Origin of the sequence: Streptomyces sp. IBSBF 2435, from assembly GCF_036815005.1 — a bacterium.
Lineage (GTDB): Bacteria > Actinomycetota > Actinomycetes > Streptomycetales > Streptomycetaceae > Actinacidiphila.
The window spans coordinates 16,655-32,133 of the sequence record NZ_JAJSYW010000062.1; the positions used below are offsets into that span (position 1 = coordinate 16,655).

The window sequence follows — 15,479 nt, forward strand, 5'->3', positions numbered from 1 at the left end:
GCCGCTACACAACGGGGGCCTGTCATACACACATGCGCTGGGGTACCAGGACTCGAACCTAGAACAACTGAACCAGAATCAGCCGTGTTGCCAATTACACCATACCCCACCAAAACGCAACCCCTGCGGGTCTTGTTCGGTATGCGCTTCCTGGCCGGACCTTTCGGCCCTCCCGGGCGGCGCAGGAAGAACATTACCCGATCAGGGACACGGCTCCAAAACGGGTATCGGCGCACAGCCCCTTACGCGCTCAGGACCCGGCAGCCGCCGTGCGGCTGCCGGGTCCTGAGCGGGAATACCGGCGTCAGCCCGCAAGCCGGGCCAGGGCCGCGTCGATCCGGGCCAGGGCGCGGTCGCGGCCGAGCACCTGGAGCGATTCGAAGAGCGGCAGGCCGACCGTACGGCCGGTGACCGCGACCCGGACCGGGGCCTGGGCCTTGCCGAGCTTGAGGCCGTGCGCCTCGCCCGCGGCCAGGACCGCCTCCTTGAGGGCCTCAGGGCTCGACCAGTCCGCGCCGGCCAGCTTCTCCCTGGCGGTGGCCAGCAGCGCGTCCGAGCCCTCCTTCATCGCCTTCGCCCAGGACGCCTCGTCGCTGACCGGCTCGGGCAGGAAGAGGAAGTCCACGTTGGCGGTGATGTCGGACAGCACGGTGAGCCGGGTCTGCGCGTACGGCGCGATGGCCTGCCAGGCCGCCTCGTCGAAGTCCTCGGGCGCCCAGGGCGCGTGCGGGGCGCCCAGCCACGGGGTGCAGGCCGCGGCGAAGGCCTCGGGGGTCAGCCGCCTGATGTGGTCGGCGTTGATCGCCTCGGCCTTCTTGAGGTCGAAGCGCGCCGGGTTGGCGTTGACGTCGCCGATGTCGAACCTGGCGACCATCTCGGCCGGCGAGAAGACGTCCCGGTCGGCGGAGTAGGACCAGCCGAGCAGCGACAGGTAGTTCAGCAGCCCCTCGGGCAGGAAGCCGCGCTCGCGGTAGAGGTTGAGCGAGGACTCGGGATCGCGCTTGGACAGCTTCTTGTTGCCCTCGCCCATGACGTATGGCAGATGTCCGAAGCCGGGGATCTGCTTGGCGACGCCGAGGCCGATCAGCGCCTCGTACAGCGCGATCTGCCGCGGGGTGGAGGACAGCAGGTCCTCGCCGCGCAGTACGTGCGTGATGCCCATCAGCGCGTCGTCCACCGGGTTGACCAGGGTGTAGAGCGGGGCGCCGCTGGCCCGGACGATGCCGTAGTCCGGCACGTTCTCCGGGGTGAAGGTCAGTTCGCCGCGCACCAGGTCGGTGAAGGTGATCGCCTTGTCCGGCATCCGGAAGCGCACGATCGCGCTGCGGCCCTCGGCCAGGTAGGCCGCGGTCTGCTCGGCGGTCAGGTCGCGGCAGTGGCCGTCGTAGCCGGAGGGGCGCCCCGCGGCGCGGGCGGCGTCGCGGCGGGCGTCCAGCTCCTCGGTGGTGCAGTAGCAGTCGTAGGCGTGCCCGGCCTCCTTGAGGCGGCGGGCCACATCGGCGTAGATGTTCATCCGCAGGGACTGCCGGTAGGGCGCGTGCGGGCCGCCGACCTCGGGGCCCTCGTCCCAGTCGAGGCCGAGCCAGCGCAGCGAGTCCAGCAGCTGCCGGTAGGACTCCTCGGAGTCGCGGGCTGCGTCGGTGTCCTCGATCCGCAGCACCAGGGTGCCCTGGTGGTGGCGGGCGAAGGCCCAGTTGAACAGTGCGGTGCGGACCAGGCCCACGTGGGGGTTGCCGGTCGGCGAGGGGCAGAAGCGGACGCGTACGTCCGTGGAGGGTGCGCTAGCCACGCGAGATCACCTTGTTGGTGAGAGTGCCGATGCCTTCGATGGTGACGGCGACCTCGTCGCCGGGGTGCAGCGGGCCGACCCCGGCCGGGGTGCCGGTGAGGATCACGTCGCCGGGCAGCAGGGTCATCGCCTCGGTGATGTTGACGATCAGGTCCTCGATGGAGTGGATCATCTGTCGGGTGCGGCCGGCCTGCCGCAGTTCGCCGTTGACCGTCGCGGTGACCGCCAGGTCCCCGGCCGCCGCCAGGTCGATGCCGGTCTCGATCCAGGGGCCGAGCGGGCAGGAGGAGTCGAAGCCCTTGGCCCTGGCCCACTGCTTCTCGGTCTGCTGGGTGTCGCGAGCGGTGACGTCGTTGGCGCAGGTGTAGCCGAGGATGACGTCCTTGACCCGTTCGCGCGGCACCTCGCGGCACAGCCGGCTGATGACGACCGCCAGTTCCGCCTCGTGGTGGACCTCTTGCGAGAACGAGGGGTAGACGATGTTGTCGCCGGGACCGATCACCGAGGTGGACGGCTTGAAGAAGGCCCAGGGGGCGGTCGGTACCTCGTTGCCCAGTTCGGCCGCGTGGGCGGCGTAGTTGCGGCCGATGGCGACGACCTTGTTGGGCAGGACCGGCGGCAGCAGGCGGACCTTGTCCAGCGGCACCTTCGTACCCGACAGGGTGAAGTCGGCGAAGGGGACACCTTTGATGATGTCGAGGACGAGACCGTCGTAACTGCCGGAGCCGCCCGTGCCGGTCGGGTCGCCCTCGATCGCGCCGAAGGCGACATTCCCGTCGATGGAGAACCTGGCGATGCGCATGCAGCCAGCTTAGTAGTCCGCCACCGCTCCGCCCGCCGTCGCGTCACCGCAGGTCAGACACCGTAAGGTGGTGCTCAGGGGGTGACGGCGGCCTTCGGCAGCTCGTTGAGCACGGTACGGCGGGGGTTCGCAGTGCGCTGCGGCAGCGCGCGCACCTCGGTCTCGGCGGGCGGCTCGGCCGGCGCGGCCACGAGTCCCTTCGCGTCCTTGAGATGAGCAAGAGTGGTACGCCGGGGGTTGGCAGTCGTCGTCATCGGCGTCGGACCTCGTGGGCTCGGGGGACCGCACAGGGCGGACCGCGGTGGGTGAAAGCATGAAGGGTGTGAACCACCACGCTAGCCGCGCCTTTTCCCTTCACCGGGCGGCCCAGACATCTGACGGGCTGTGATTTTGCTCACCATGTGAGCGGCATTTCCGTCATTACGGACGCTCGCTCACGATGTGTGAATCGGACATCGGGCACCGAATATCAGGAAACACCCACCGCCCGTCCACCATGGGCGACCCGCGCCACCTGTGCAAGCTTGACCCCAACATCCGAAATGCGCCGGTTTCGGAGAATCCTGGATCGACGGAACGTGCGGATCATGGAACAGCCAGTCACGGAATCCAACAGGTCGGCTACGGCCCTTGTTGGGAGATCCAGCACTGTGCTGGAATTCCCCGGACCGCCGCATCACATCGAGCCGGCGCGCAGGGGGCGCAACGAGCACTCGAGCGGCGGTGATGGGCTTAACGGCCTCCTCGCAATCCGGGGCGGTCCTGGCCCCCATGACTCGACACCGTCCTGTCCGCTTCACCGCGGGGGACGCCTGGTCCAGAGGTTGCGACGCTAGTGCAGGGACGTTTCAAGAGGGACAGCGGCGCGGCGGGCGACCCGGAGCAGCAGCCCGGCGGGACCGGCAACGGTCCTGCCCAGGCGGCGGGCGACGGAAGCGCCACGCCGGGGACGACTGCGGCCACCGGACGGACGACCACGCCCAGCGGCATCGAAGCAGGCCGGATCACCGGCCTCGACAGCAAGCCGGGGCCCCGAATAGCGATGCGCAACTGGCGCATCAGCACCCGGCTGGTGTCGCTGCTGGCCCTGCCGGTGGTCACCGCAGGCGCGCTCGGCGGTCTGCGGATCCACACCTCGCTGCAGAACATCGACCAGTTGCAGCGCATGAAGTCCCTGACCGACATCGCCGAGCACGCGACCGACCTGGCCGACTCCCTGGCCGAGGAGCGCGACAGCTCGGCCGGTCCGATCAGCGCCGGCAGTCCCACCGACGCGGTCGCCGCCTCCCGGCAGACCACGGACCGCGAGTACAAGCTCTACCGCGACGCCAGCGACAACATCTCCTCGAACGACACCCTCTTCAGCGGTGTGCGTTCCAGCCTGATCGCGATCGACACCCAGCTGACCCAGCTCAGTGCGCTGCGGGACCAGGCCTTCACCAGCCAGTCCTCGATCGCCCAGACCGTCTCCTCCTACGACGGCCTCATCCAGTCGCTGCTGGGCCTGTCCGTCGACATGGCGCAGGCCACCCAGAACTCGGAGATGGTGACCAGCACCCGTGCGCTCGCGGCGTTCTCGTCCGCCAAGGAGTACGAGTCGATCCAGCGCGCGGTCATCAGCGCGGCGCTCGCCAAGGGCAAGGGCCTGGACGCCAACGACTACCAGTCGGTGAAGTGGGGCGCGGCCAACGAGGACATCAACCTCACCCGCTTCCAGACCCTCTACGGCTCCAGGAGCGCCGAGCTGCTCAAGCCGATCGAGGGCGGCAACGACACGATCAGCGCGCACGACACGATGCGCGAGCGGATCGCCGCCACTCCCGACGCGATCGACGGCATCACCACCTCGTACCTGGACTGGGACGACGCCGCCAAGGCGAAGATCGACGCGATGAACCGCATCGAGCGCTCGCTGCTGAACGAGATGCGGCAGAAGTCGCTCGAACTCCAGAGCACCGCCAAGCAGGACGCGCTGATCTCCGCCGCGATCATCCTGCTGGTGCTCGGTGTCGCCGTCGTCGGCGCCTTCGTGGTCGCCCGCTCGATGATCCGCTCGCTGCGCCGGCTCCAGCAGACCGCGCAGGACGTCGCCCAGAAGCGGCTGCCCGAGCTGGTCAAGCAGCTGTCGGACTCCGACCCGCAGGACGTCGACACCTCGGTCGAGTCGATCGGCATCAACAGCCGCGACGAGATCGGCCAGGTGGCCCGCGCCTTCGACGAGGTCCACAGCGAGGCGGTCCGGCTGGCCGCCGAGCAGGCGCTGCTGCGGGGCAACGTCAACGCGATGTTCACCAACCTCTCCCGCCGCAGCCAGGGCCTCATCCAGCGCCAGCTGTCGCTGATCTCCGAACTGGAGTCCCGCGAGGCCGACCCGGACCAGCTCTCCTCGCTGTTCAAGCTGGACCACCTCGCCACCCGTATGCGCCGCAACGGTGAGAACCTGCTGGTCCTCGCCGGTGAGGAGCCGGGCCGCCGGTGGACCCGCCCGGTCCCGCTGGTCGACGTGCTGCGCGCCGCGGCCTCCGAGGTGGAGCAGTACGAGCGCATCGAGCTGACCTCGGTGCCGTCGGCCGAGGTCACCGGCCGTATCGTCAACGACCTCGTCCACCTGCTCGCCGAGCTGCTGGAGAACGCCACGTCGTTCTCCTCGCCGCAGACCAAGGTGCGGGTCACCGGTCACGCGCTGCCCGACGGCCGCGTGCTGATCGAGATCCACGACACCGGTATCGGCCTGTCGCCCGAGGACCTGGCCGACATCAACGAGCGGCTGGCCAACCCGCCGACCGTCGACGTCGCGGTGTCCCGCCGGATGGGCCTGTTCGTGGTCGGCCGGCTGTCGCTGCGGCACGGCATCCGCATCCAGCTGCGTCCGTCCGACTCGGGCGGTACGACCGCGCTGGTCATGCTGCCGGTCGATGTGACGCAGGGCGGCGCGAACGCCAAGGCCAACATGATGAGCGGCGGGCGGCCCGGGACCGCTCCCCCGGCCGCGGCAGGCGCCGGCACCGGCATGGCCGGCGCGTTCGGCAACGCGCCGGGTTCCTCGCCGGTCGCCAAGCCGCCGCAGCGCGGCCAGGTCGGCGGCGGCGCGCAGCGCCCGGCGCTGAGCCCGGGCGCAGGACGGCCGGGCGGCGGCGCACCGCAGCAGGGGGCGCCCCGCTGGGCGGCGCAGGACGGCTCGCAGGGCTTCCCCGCCGACGACCGCGGCTTGCAGGACACCCCGCGCGGCCACGAGGACGTCGAGGCGGCGCCCGTCTTCGACGCCTTCGACACCGGAGCGGCCGGCCAGGCACCGGTCGGCGGCCCCCGGGCGGACTTCCGCCAGGGCGGTCCCGGCAACGGCAACGACGGCCCCTTCGGCGGCCAGGCCCCGCAGGGCGGCGGGCAGTTCCCGCCCCCGCAACAGCAGGGCACCGGGCCGAGCGGCTTCCGCTCCGACGTCTTCGGCGGCCGTTCGGGACCGCGGCAGGGCCACCGCGCCGACCAGCCGCGCCCGCAGGGCGGCCCCGGCGACCAGCAGCGTCCCCCCCAGGGCGGTCTCGGCGACACCGCGCAGTTCCCGGCGGTGCCCGCGGTCCGCGACGACTTCCCGCAGGGCGGGACCGGGCAGTTCCCGGTGCCGCACGGCAATGACGCGGGCCAGGACGCCGGCCGCGCCCCCCGCACCCCGCAGGAGACCTACGGCACCGGGCAGTTCCCGGTCCAGGCAGGCCCCGAAAGCACCGGGCAGTTCGCCCGCCCCGGCCAGGGACGCAACGACGGCACCGGACAGTTCCCCGCACAGGGCGGACCCGGCAACACCGGCCAGTTCGCCCGCCCCGGCCAGGGGCGGAACGACGGCACGGGCCAGTTCCCGGTCCAGGGCGGCCCTGACAACACCGGCCAGTTCGCCCGCCCCGGCCACGGGCGGAACGACGGCACCGGACAGTTCCCCGCACAGGGCGGACCCGGCAACACCGGGCAGTTCCCCGTGCAGCAGCAGCCCGCGCCGCAGGGCGGTCCCGGTGACACCGCGCAGTTCCCCGCGGTCCGCGCCGACGACACCTTCGGCGGCGGCACGGGGCAGTACGCACCGCCCGGCGGCCGGCCGCAGGGGTACCGCGACGGCGGAGCGCCGCAGCAGCCGTACAACACCGGCCGGCCGCAGCTGCCGGCCCAGGAGCGTACGGATCTCACCGGGCAGCACCCGATCACCCCGCAGCCCGGCATGCCGAGCGGCCCCGGTGGTCCCGGGCTGATCGGGCCGTTCCAGCAGCGCCCGGGACAGCAGCAGCGCCCGGAACCGCAGCGGCCCGAGCAGCCGCAGCCGCAGCACCAGCCGGCCGCCGAGCCGATGGCGCTGCCGCCCGCCCCGACCAGGGGCGACGAGCCGACGCCGATCTTCTCGGCCATCGAGTCCGACTGGTTCCGCACCGGCCAGGCCGAGCGGATGCAGCAGATCCACGTCGAGCAGAGCGCCCGCGGCCAGCAGGCCCCGGCGGCGCCCCGCCCGGTGGGCCGCACCGCACCGCCGCAGCGGCCGCGTACCGAACGCCCGACCCCGGCGGGCCCGCAGCGGACCGGTGGTGGCGCGCCTCAGCAGCAGTCGCCGCAGGCTGCGCCCGCTGCCGCGCCGGCCTCGGCGGCGCCCGCCTCCGCGGCGCAGCCGCTGCCGCGCGAGACGCCGAACTGGCGGACCTCGCCCAATGACGCGCTGCGCCAGCGGGCCGAGGCGGTCCGTGAGCCGTCGGCCGGCGGGGTCACCCCCTCCGGGCTGCCGCGCCGGGTGCCGCGGGCGAATCTCGTCGCCGGCGGCGCGGCCCAGCAGCAGCCCCAGCAGGGCGGCCCGCAGGTCTCCCGTTCGCCCGACGACGTCCGCGGGCGGCTGACCAATCTCCGACGGGGTATCCAGCAGGGCCGGGAGGCCGGCGGCACGACCGACGGCCGCGGTTTCGGTACGAATCATCAGGAGCGTTAGTTGAGTGCGATGAGCCAGGCGGCACAGAACCTGAACTGGTTGATCACCAACTTCGTGGACAACACCCCCGGGGTGTCCCACACCGTGGTGGTCTCCGCCGACGGCCTGCTGCTCGCGATGTCCGACGGATTCCCCCGCGACCGCGCCGACCAGCTCGCCGCCGTCGCCTCCGGCCTGACCTCCCTCACCGCCGGAGCCTCCCGCATCTTCGAAGGCGGCAGCGTCAACCAGACCGTCGTCGAGATGGAACGCGGCTTCCTCTTCATCATGTCCGTCTCCGACGGCTCATCCCTGGCCGTACTCGCCCACCCCGAGTGCGACATCGGCCTCGTCGGCTACGAAATGGCCCTGCTCGTCGACCGCGCAGGCACCGTACTCACCCCCGACCTCAGGGCCGAACTGCAGGGCAGCCTCATGCACTGAGTCCACCCCGGTCCACTCCTGTTCCATCCGCCCCCTCGTTCCCGTTTTTCCGCACCGCGACACGCACTGCCCGGACACGGAGGACCCTCATGACCCCGCCACCCGCCTCGCCGGGCCAAGGCCCGTACGGCGCGTCCCACCACGCGCCGTACGGAGTGGAAGGTGATCAGCCGCTGGTGCGGCCGTACGCCATGACCGGTGGCCGGACCAGGCCGCGCTACCAACTCGCGATAGAGGCACTGGTCAGCACGACAGCCGACCCCTCGCAGTACGCGGGACTGCTGCCCGAGCACCAGCGGATCTGCCATCTGACCCGGGAGATCAAGTCGGTCGCCGAGATCTCTGCACTGCTGGCCATCCCGCTCGGTGTGGCCCGGATTCTCGTGGCCGACCTCGCCGAGGCCGGCATGGTCGCCATCCACCAGCCGGGCAGCGGCGAGGCCGGCGGCCAGCCTGATGTGACACTGCTTGAGAGGGTGCTCAGTGGACTTCGGAAGCTCTAGGGCGCAGCCGCAGCCGGCGTACGGTACGCCGCCGGCGCGTTCGACGACCTCCGCGAAGATCGTGGTGGCGGGCGGATTCGGTGTGGGCAAGACGACCTTCGTCGGTGCCGTCTCCGAGATCAACCCGCTGCGCACCGAAGCGGTGATGACCTCGGCGTCGGCCGGCATCGACGACCTGAGCCACGTCCAGGACAAGACCACCACGACGGTGGCCATGGACTTCGGCCGGATCACGCTGGACGACGACCTGATCCTCTACCTGTTCGGTACGCCCGGGCAGGACCGGTTCTGGTTCATGTGGGACGACCTGGTGCGCGGCGCGATCGGTGCCGTGGTGCTGGTCGACACCCGCCGCCTGGCGGACTGCTTCCCGGCCGTGGACTACTTCGAGAACAGCGGCCTGCCGTTCGTGATCGCGCTCAACGGCTTCGACGGCCACCAGCCGTACCGCCCCGAGGAGGTCCGCGAGGCCCTCCAGATCGGGCCCGAGGCACCGATCATCACCACGGACGCGCGCCACCGCGGCGAGGCGAAGAGCGCGCTGATCACGCTGGTCGAGCACGCGCTGCTGGCACGGCTCAAATAACTCGTGACGCTGGCAACGTGCCACGTCGAAGGCCATGGGGCCGGTTGTGTCGTCGGACACGACCGGCCCGCCTTCATAACATTTCGACAGAGTTTCCGTCGGCTGCGAACACGGCTCGCGCTCACCCGGTGCCGCAGCGCGTACACCCTTGGGCGGTTATGCCCGGCTTTGACACGGTTCCCTGTTCCGCTTTTCACCGAACGTTCGTACGTGCGCTGACGTCGGAGGTTTGGCTAGCGCCCCCATGACGTGCTGGAATTCGCAGAACCCGAGCGTAGGAACGGCCTTCGTTGCGCCGTCGCCGAGAGGTTGTTGGTCCAGTGAGGAACACGAGGCGAACCGAGGCGGGTGCCGCACACGGCCCGCGGGGGAATTTCACGCCGCCGCAGCGCCCCGGGGGCACTCCCGCGGACCGGGCCGCGGAAGTGCCGGAACTGCCCGATCCTGGTGGCCGTTTCAGCGTGCGGAACTGGCGGGTGGCCACCCGGCTGAACGCGATCCTCCTGATACCCGTGCTCGTCGCCCTGGTCTTCGGCGGCTTCCGGGTCAACAGCTCCGTGCAGACCTGGAACCAGGCCGATGACGCGGTGCGCACCGCGGACCTGGTCAGGGCCGCGGCGACGTACAGCAACACACTGATCAACGAGCGCGACCTCACGGTGGTTCCACTGCTCGCCGGCAAGCGCACCGACCCGGCCGTCAGCACCGCGCGCGCGGCCACCGACGCCGCCGCCCAGGCCTTCGACGACGTCGCGGCCCGGATGCCGCACGAGGCGGGCCTCGAACGCCGGATGGCGAACTTCCGCACGGTGGAGCCCGAACTGGCGAGCCTCCGCAAGGCCGCGTTCACCCGCCAGCTCTCCGGTGTGCAGACCGAGGAGTGGTACGTCAAGATCCAGCACCCGCTGATGGAGCTGGCCAACGAACTGGGCTACGGCACCAGCAACATCACCGCCTACGGCCGGACGCTCTACGCCGTCTCGCTGTCGAAGGCCGCCGAGTCGCTGACCCGGTCGATCGGTACGCACATCCTGGTCGAGGACAAGCCCAGCCCGACCGAGCTGGCGCTGCTCAAGACCGCGCTCGGCTCGTACCAGTACCTGGAGGGCATCGCCCTCCAGGAGTACAACGGCGGCGGCACCGCGGCCGACGTCCAGCGGCTGAAGGACGCGCAGAACGCCGCGCTGGAGAAGGGCCGCGACCAGACCGCGGTCGCCCGGGACAAGGCGGTCACCGCGGGCCGCAGTTTCGTGGTGCCGCCGGAGCTGGCCAAGATGGTCAGCGAGATCGCCACCCCCGGCCGCACCGTGGCCCAGCTCCAGGCCGAGGGCATCACCCCCGAGACGTACTTCGCGGCGTCCACGCTGTCCTTCGACGCCTACCGCTCGGTGGAGGTGCACCTCGCCGACCAGGCGGCGGGCGACGCGGCGAGGATCGCCTCGAACGCCAAGCGGGACGCGCTCGTCAACTCCGCGATCGTGGTGGTCGCGCTGATCATCGCCTTCATCCTGGCGGGGATGATGGCCCGCACCATGAGCCGCAGCATGCGGCGGCTGCGCGGGGCGGCCTTCGAGATCGCCGAGACCCGGCTGCCGGGCATGGTCGACCAGCTGTCGCGCACCGACCCCGGCCGGGTGGACACGGCGGTCGCGCCGATCCCGATCAACACCAGGGACGAGATCGGCGAGGTCGCCAGGGCCTTCGACCAGGTGCACCGCGAGGCGGTCCGGCTGGCCGCCGAGCAGGCGCTGCTGCGGGGCAACGTCAACGCGATCTTCACCAACCTCTCGCTGCGCAACCAGGGCCTCATCCAGCGCCAGCTCGCGCTGATCACCGAGCTGGAGAACAACGAGGCGGACCCGGACCAGCTGGCGAGCCTGTTCAAGATGGACCACCTCGCCACCCGCATGCGGCGCAACGGCGAGAACCTGCTGGTGCTCGCGGGCGAGGAGCCGGCCAGGCAGTGGAACCAGGCGGTGCCGCTGGTGGACGTGCTGCGGGCGGCGGCCTCCGAGGTGGAGGCGTACGACCGCATCGAGCTGGTCGGCATCCCCGACACCGACATCCACGGCAGCGCCGTCAGCGACCTGGTGCACCTGCTGGCCGAGCTGCTGGAGAACGCCACCACCTTCTCGTCGCCGCAGACCAAGGTGCGGGTGACCGCGACCCGGCTGCCGGACGGCCGGGTGATGATCGAGATCCACGACAAGGGCATCGGGCTGACCGCGGAGGACTTCGCGGACATCAACCACAAGCTGGCCGAGCCGCCCACGGTGGACGTGGAGGTCGCCAGGCGGATGGGCCTGTTCGTGGTCGGCCGGCTGTCCGACCGGCACGGCATCCGGGTGCAGTTGCGCCCCTCGGGCGAGCAGGCCGGCACCACCTCGCTGGTGATGCTGCCGGAGCCGATCACCCACGGCGGTGGCGGCGAGGAGGACCCGGGCGAGGGCGAGACCGACTTCACGGTGTCGCGGATCGTCCCCGAGGCGCCGGAGCCGCCCGCGCAGGACCGTTCGTACGAGGCCGCGGAGCTGGGCCGGCGCACCGCGGCGGAACTGGGCTTCGACGACTCGCGTTACGACCGGCCCGCGGCCGTCGAGGCCGAGGGCGCCCCGGCGCTCGATCCGGTGGGCCGCTCGCTGCGGCGCGAGGGCCGCAGGGCGCAGCTGGAGGCGGCGGCGACCACCGACCGCGAGGACGGGCGGCAGCCGCAGCAGCCGTACGAAGCACCGCCGGCCCCGCCAGAGCTGAGGGAGCTGCCGCAGCAGGTCCAGGAAGGCCCCTACGAGCCCCGCAGCGGCTACGAACCCGCGGGTTCGTACGACCAGGGCTTCACCTCCGGATACCAGCAGCAGACGTACGACCAGGGCTTCCAGAACGGCTACCCGCAGCAGGGCTACCCGGCACAGCCGGAAGTCCCTTATGAGCAAAACGGTTTCTTCGCACAGTCGTACGCACCCCGGGGCGAGGAGCCGGAGATGGTCTACGACCCCGGCTACGACCGCGACTTCGGTTCCGGCGGCTTCAACGGGCTCCCCGAGCAGCCTTCCGAGAGCGTAGGCTCCCCTTCGCTGACGGACGCCGGCCTGCCGCGCCGCGACCGGAAGCCCCGTGAATCACCTCAGGAACAGCCTGCGCAGGAGTCGCCCGAACCTCAGAACCAGCCGCAGCCGGACGCGTCCGGGTGGCGGTCGAACAACGACGAGAACTGGCAGCGGGCCGAGGCGGTCCGCGAGCCGAAGGCAGGCGGGGTCACCCCCTCCGGCCTGCCACGGCGGGTGCCCAAGGCCAACCTGGTCCCGGGTACCGCGACGCAGACCCCGCAGGGCGGCCCACAGGTCTCCCGCGCACCCGAGGACGTCCGCGGCAGGTTGAGTAACCTGCGGCGTGGCGTCCAGCAGGGGCGCACTGCTGGAACTGACACGAACGGACAGGCCCCCGACAGCACCTTCGGCGGCCCCCAGAACCAGGAGCGCTAAGTTGAGTCCGATGAGCCAGGCGGCACAGAACCTGAACTGGTTGATCACCAACTTCGTGGACAACACCCCCGGGGTGTCCCACACCGTGGTGGTCTCCGCCGACGGCCTGCTGCTCGCGATGTCCGACGGATTCCCCCGCGACCGCGCCGACCAGCTCGCCGCCGTCGCCTCCGGCCTGACCTCCCTCACCGCCGGAGCCTCCCGCATCTTCGAAGGCGGCAGCGTCAACCAGACCGTCGTCGAGATGGAACGCGGCTTCCTCTTCATCATGTCCGTCTCCGACGGCTCATCCCTGGCCGTACTCGCCCACCCCGAGTGCGACATCGGCCTCGTCGGCTACGAAATGGCCCTGCTCGTCGACCGCGCAGGCACCGTACTCACCCCCGACCTCAGGGCCGAACTGCAGGGCAGCCTGCTCAACTAGCTCAACCAGCTCAACCAGCGAACGGGCGTGCGGGCGCGCCCTGGTCCCTTCCAGGGGCCCGGGCGGTGCTTGGCAGCCGTATCAGGAGGAGGACTCGTGAGCACGTCTCCCGGCGCAGAGCCGTATGGCAGCCCGCACCAGCCACCTGTGAACCCGTACCAGTTCCCGTCCGCTCCGGCCCCGGAGCCCGAGCCCTACCGGCCGCCGAGGCAGCCGCACATCCAGCCCTACCAGCCGCCGCAGGCACCGCCCCCGCAGGCACCGCGCGGCGGCCAGGACGACGGGACCGGTGGCCGGCGCTCGCAGACGCCGACCGGGTTCGTCCGCCCGTACGCGATGACCGGCGGCCGTACCAGGCCGCGCTACCAGCTCGCCATCGAGGCACTGGTCAGTACCACCGCCGACCCCGAGCGGCTGCGCGGGCAGCTGCCGGAACACCAGCGGATCTGCCTGCTGTGCCGGGACATCAAGTCGATCGCGGAGATCTCCGCGCTGCTGACGATCCCGCTCGGCGTGGTCAGGATCCTGGTGGCCGACCTGGCCGAGGCCGGGCTGGTCACGATTCACCAACCCGGCGGCGACGAGGCCGCGGGGGGACAGCCAGATGTGACTTTGCTTGAGAGGGTGCTCAGTGGACTTCGGAAGCTCTAGCGGCCCGGCGCGCGCCACTACTTCCGCGAAAATCGTGGTGGCGGGCGGGTTCGGCGTGGGCAAGACCACGTTCGTCGGTGCCGTGTCGGAGATCAATCCGCTGCGCACGGAAGCCGTGATGACCTCCGCGTCGGCCGGCATCGACGACCTGACGCACGCGCCCGACAAGACCACCACGACGGTGGCCATGGACTTCGGCCGGATCACCCTGGACCAGGACCTGATCCTCTACCTGTTCGGCACCCCCGGGCAGGACCGCTTCTGGTTCATGTGGGACGACCTGGTACGCGGCGCGATCGGCGCGATCGTCCTGGTCGACACCCGGCGGCTGGCGGACTGCTTCCCGGCCGTGGACTACTTCGAGAACAGCGGCCTGCCGTTCGTGATCGCGCTCAACGGCTTCGACGGCCACCAGCCCTACGGGCCCGAGGAGGTCCGCGAGGCCCTCCAGATCGGCCCTGAGGCACCGATCATCGTCACCGACGCCCGCCACCGCGGCGAGGCGAAGAGCGCGCTGATCACCCTGGTCGAGCACGCCCTGATGGCCCGGCTGCGCTAGCCGGCGCCCGGACGCCGGCCCGGCGGCACACGAAGGCCCCGCACCTGCCGCCGGTGCGGGGCCTTCGCCTTGCTCTGGTCGCCGTACGGCGGGAAGGGCTCAGCCCTGCCAGGAGTGCGGGGCGCGGAAGCCCGGGGTGCGCTCGAGGCGCCGCCAGGCGGCGGTGGAGCGGGCCGGGAGGTCGGCGGCGGCGTCGCCGCCGTGCGCCGCCGCCCTGGCGAGCAGGATCGCGGTGATCGCGGCCAGCTCCTCCGGGGCAGCGTGGCCCTTCTCGACACGCACGTGCGGATCGGTGGGAGTGCTCACAGTGGTCTCCATGGCTACTGGGGAGGATTGCCGTGCTTGCGCGATGGTAGGTCGGCGTGCTTGGTGCGGAGCATGGACAGCGAGCTGATCAGCACCTCGCGGGTCTCGGCCGGGTCGATGACGTCGTCGACCAGGCCGCGCTCCGCGGCGTAGTAGGGATGCATCAGTTCGGCCTTGTACTCCTTGACCATGCGTGCACGCATCGCCTCGGGGTCGTCCGCGTCGGCGATCTGCCGGCGGAAGATGACGTTGGCCGCGCCCTCCGCGCCCATCACCGCGATCTCGTTGGTCGGCCACGCGTAGGTGAGGTCGGCGCCGATGGACTGGCTGTCCATCACGATGTACGCGCCGCCATAGGCCTTGCGCAGGATCAGCGAGATCCTCGGGACGGTGGCGTTGCAGTAGGCGTAGAGCAGTTTCGCACCGTGCCTGATGATTCCACCGTGCTCCTGGGCGACGCCCGGTAGGAAGCCGGGTACGTCCAACAGGGTGATGATCGGGATGTTGAAGGCGTCGCACATCTGGACGAAGCGGGCGGATTTCTCCGACGCCTCGATGTCCAGGACGCCGGCGAGCGAGGCGGGCTGGTTGGCGACGATGCCGACGACCTGGCCGTCCAGCCGGGACAGGGCGCAGATGATGTTGGTGGCCCAGCGCTCGTGGATCTCCAGGAACTCGCCGTCGTCGACGATCTCCTCGATGACCTTGTGCATGTCGTACCCGCGGTTGCCGTCCGCGGGCACCAGGTCGAGCAGTACGTCGCCGCGCCGGTCGACCGGGTCCTGGGACTCGACGGCGGGCGGGTTCTCGCGGTTGTTCTGCGGCAGCAGCGAGAGCAGGTAGCGGACCTCTTCGAGGCAGGTCTGCTCGTCGTCGTAGGCGAAGTGCGAGACACCGGAGACCGACGAGTGGACGTCGGCGCCGCCCAGGCCGTTCTGGGTGATCAGCTCACCGGTGACGGCCTGCACCACATCGGGGCCGGTGATGAACATCTGGGAGG

General features: G+C 71.0%; 13 protein-coding genes and 2 tRNA genes (1 of these 15 cut by a window edge). 8 read left to right on the plus strand and 7 right to left on the minus strand.

What is annotated here, in order from left to right; translation table 11 throughout:
• From V7E46_RS14690 to V7E46_RS14710, 5 genes are all read right to left on the minus strand, one after another.
• Positions 1–19, minus strand: a tRNA-Glu gene (locus V7E46_RS14690); it reaches 154 nt to the left of the window's first position.
• An 18-nt stretch (positions 20–37) separates the two neighbouring features.
• Positions 38–109 (minus strand) — tRNA-Gln (locus V7E46_RS14695).
• Between the two features lie 195 nt (positions 110–304).
• Positions 305–1,789 (minus strand): glutamate--tRNA ligase, encoded by a 1,485-nt coding sequence (gltX, locus tag V7E46_RS14700; RefSeq protein WP_333768828.1) that lies wholly within the window; start codon positions 1,787–1,789, stop codon positions 305–307.
• The gene (locus tag V7E46_RS14705) at positions 1,782–2,591 is read right to left on the minus strand and encodes a fumarylacetoacetate hydrolase family protein (protein ID WP_333768829.1); all 810 of its coding nucleotides are present in this window, start codon (positions 2,589–2,591) and stop codon (positions 1,782–1,784) included. Before V7E46_RS14705 ends, gltX begins: the two co-directional genes overlap by 8 nt.
• 74 nt (positions 2,592–2,665) lie before the next feature.
• A complete protein-coding gene (locus V7E46_RS14710) occupies positions 2,666–2,845 on the minus strand; it encodes a hypothetical protein (protein ID WP_333768830.1) in 180 nt (59 codons plus the stop codon).
• 581 nt (positions 2,846–3,426) lie between these two features.
• Here V7E46_RS14710 and V7E46_RS14715 point away from each other — a divergent pair.
• The 8 genes from V7E46_RS14715 (at position 3,427) to V7E46_RS14750 (ending at position 14,173) form a co-directional block, all read left to right on the plus strand.
• Positions 3,427–7,548, plus strand: a complete 4,122-nt coding sequence (locus V7E46_RS14715) for a sensor histidine kinase (RefSeq protein WP_333768831.1) — start codon at positions 3,427–3,429, stop codon at positions 7,546–7,548.
• Positions 7,549–7,557: 9 nt separating this feature from the next.
• Entirely contained in the window at positions 7,558–7,971 is a 414-nt protein-coding gene (locus tag V7E46_RS14720) for a roadblock/LC7 domain-containing protein (protein WP_205043647.1), read from the plus strand.
• A gap of 89 nt (positions 7,972–8,060) precedes the next feature.
• On the plus strand, positions 8,061–8,474 hold the full coding sequence (locus tag V7E46_RS14725; RefSeq protein ID WP_033177620.1) for a DUF742 domain-containing protein: 414 nt from the start codon (positions 8,061–8,063) through the stop codon (positions 8,472–8,474).
• Entirely contained in the window at positions 8,455–9,060 is a 606-nt protein-coding gene (locus V7E46_RS14730) for a GTP-binding protein (protein WP_333768832.1), read from the plus strand. Before V7E46_RS14725 ends, V7E46_RS14730 begins: the two co-directional genes overlap by 20 nt.
• 320 nt (positions 9,061–9,380) lie before the next feature.
• Positions 9,381–12,539 (plus strand): nitrate- and nitrite sensing domain-containing protein, encoded by a 3,159-nt coding sequence (locus tag V7E46_RS14735; protein ID WP_443054162.1) that lies wholly within the window; start codon positions 9,381–9,383, stop codon positions 12,537–12,539.
• A 10-nt stretch (positions 12,540–12,549) separates the two neighbouring features.
• Entirely contained in the window at positions 12,550–12,963 is a 414-nt protein-coding gene (locus tag V7E46_RS14740; RefSeq protein WP_033173109.1) for a roadblock/LC7 domain-containing protein, read from the plus strand.
• 96 nt (positions 12,964–13,059) lie between these two features.
• Positions 13,060–13,614 (plus strand): DUF742 domain-containing protein, encoded by a 555-nt coding sequence (locus V7E46_RS14745; protein ID WP_333768834.1) that lies wholly within the window; start codon positions 13,060–13,062, stop codon positions 13,612–13,614.
• Positions 13,595–14,173, plus strand: coding sequence for a GTP-binding protein (locus V7E46_RS14750; RefSeq protein WP_251485546.1), 579 nt, complete (start codon positions 13,595–13,597; stop codon positions 14,171–14,173). Before V7E46_RS14745 ends, V7E46_RS14750 begins: the two co-directional genes overlap by 20 nt.
• Positions 14,174–14,272: 99 nt before the next feature.
• On the opposite strand, the gene V7E46_RS14755 is transcribed toward V7E46_RS14750, so the two are convergent.
• A complete protein-coding gene (locus V7E46_RS14755) occupies positions 14,273–14,479 on the minus strand; it encodes an acyl-CoA carboxylase subunit epsilon (RefSeq protein ID WP_333768835.1) in 207 nt (68 codons plus the stop codon).
• A gap of 14 nt (positions 14,480–14,493) precedes the next feature.
• Positions 14,494–15,479: acyl-CoA carboxylase subunit beta (locus tag V7E46_RS14760; RefSeq protein ID WP_333768836.1), on the minus strand; the 986-nt coding region annotated here is incomplete at its 5' end.

Coding starts and splice junctions, on each gene's coding strand:
- V7E46_RS14740 (WP_033173109.1), top strand. CDS start 12,550: ATGAGCCAGGCGGCACAGAACCTGAACTGGTTGATCACCAACTTCGTG.
- V7E46_RS14720 (WP_205043647.1), top strand. CDS start 7,558: ATGAGCCAGGCGGCACAGAACCTGAACTGGTTGATCACCAACTTCGTG.
- V7E46_RS14725 (WP_033177620.1), top strand. CDS start 8,061: ATGACCCCGCCACCCGCCTCGCCGGGCCAAGGCCCGTACGGCGCGTCC.
- V7E46_RS14705 (WP_333768829.1), bottom strand. CDS start 2,591: ATGCGCATCGCCAGGTTCTCCATCGACGGGAATGTCGCCTTCGGCGCG.
- V7E46_RS14710 (WP_333768830.1), bottom strand. CDS start 2,845: ATGACGACGACTGCCAACCCCCGGCGTACCACTCTTGCTCATCTCAAG.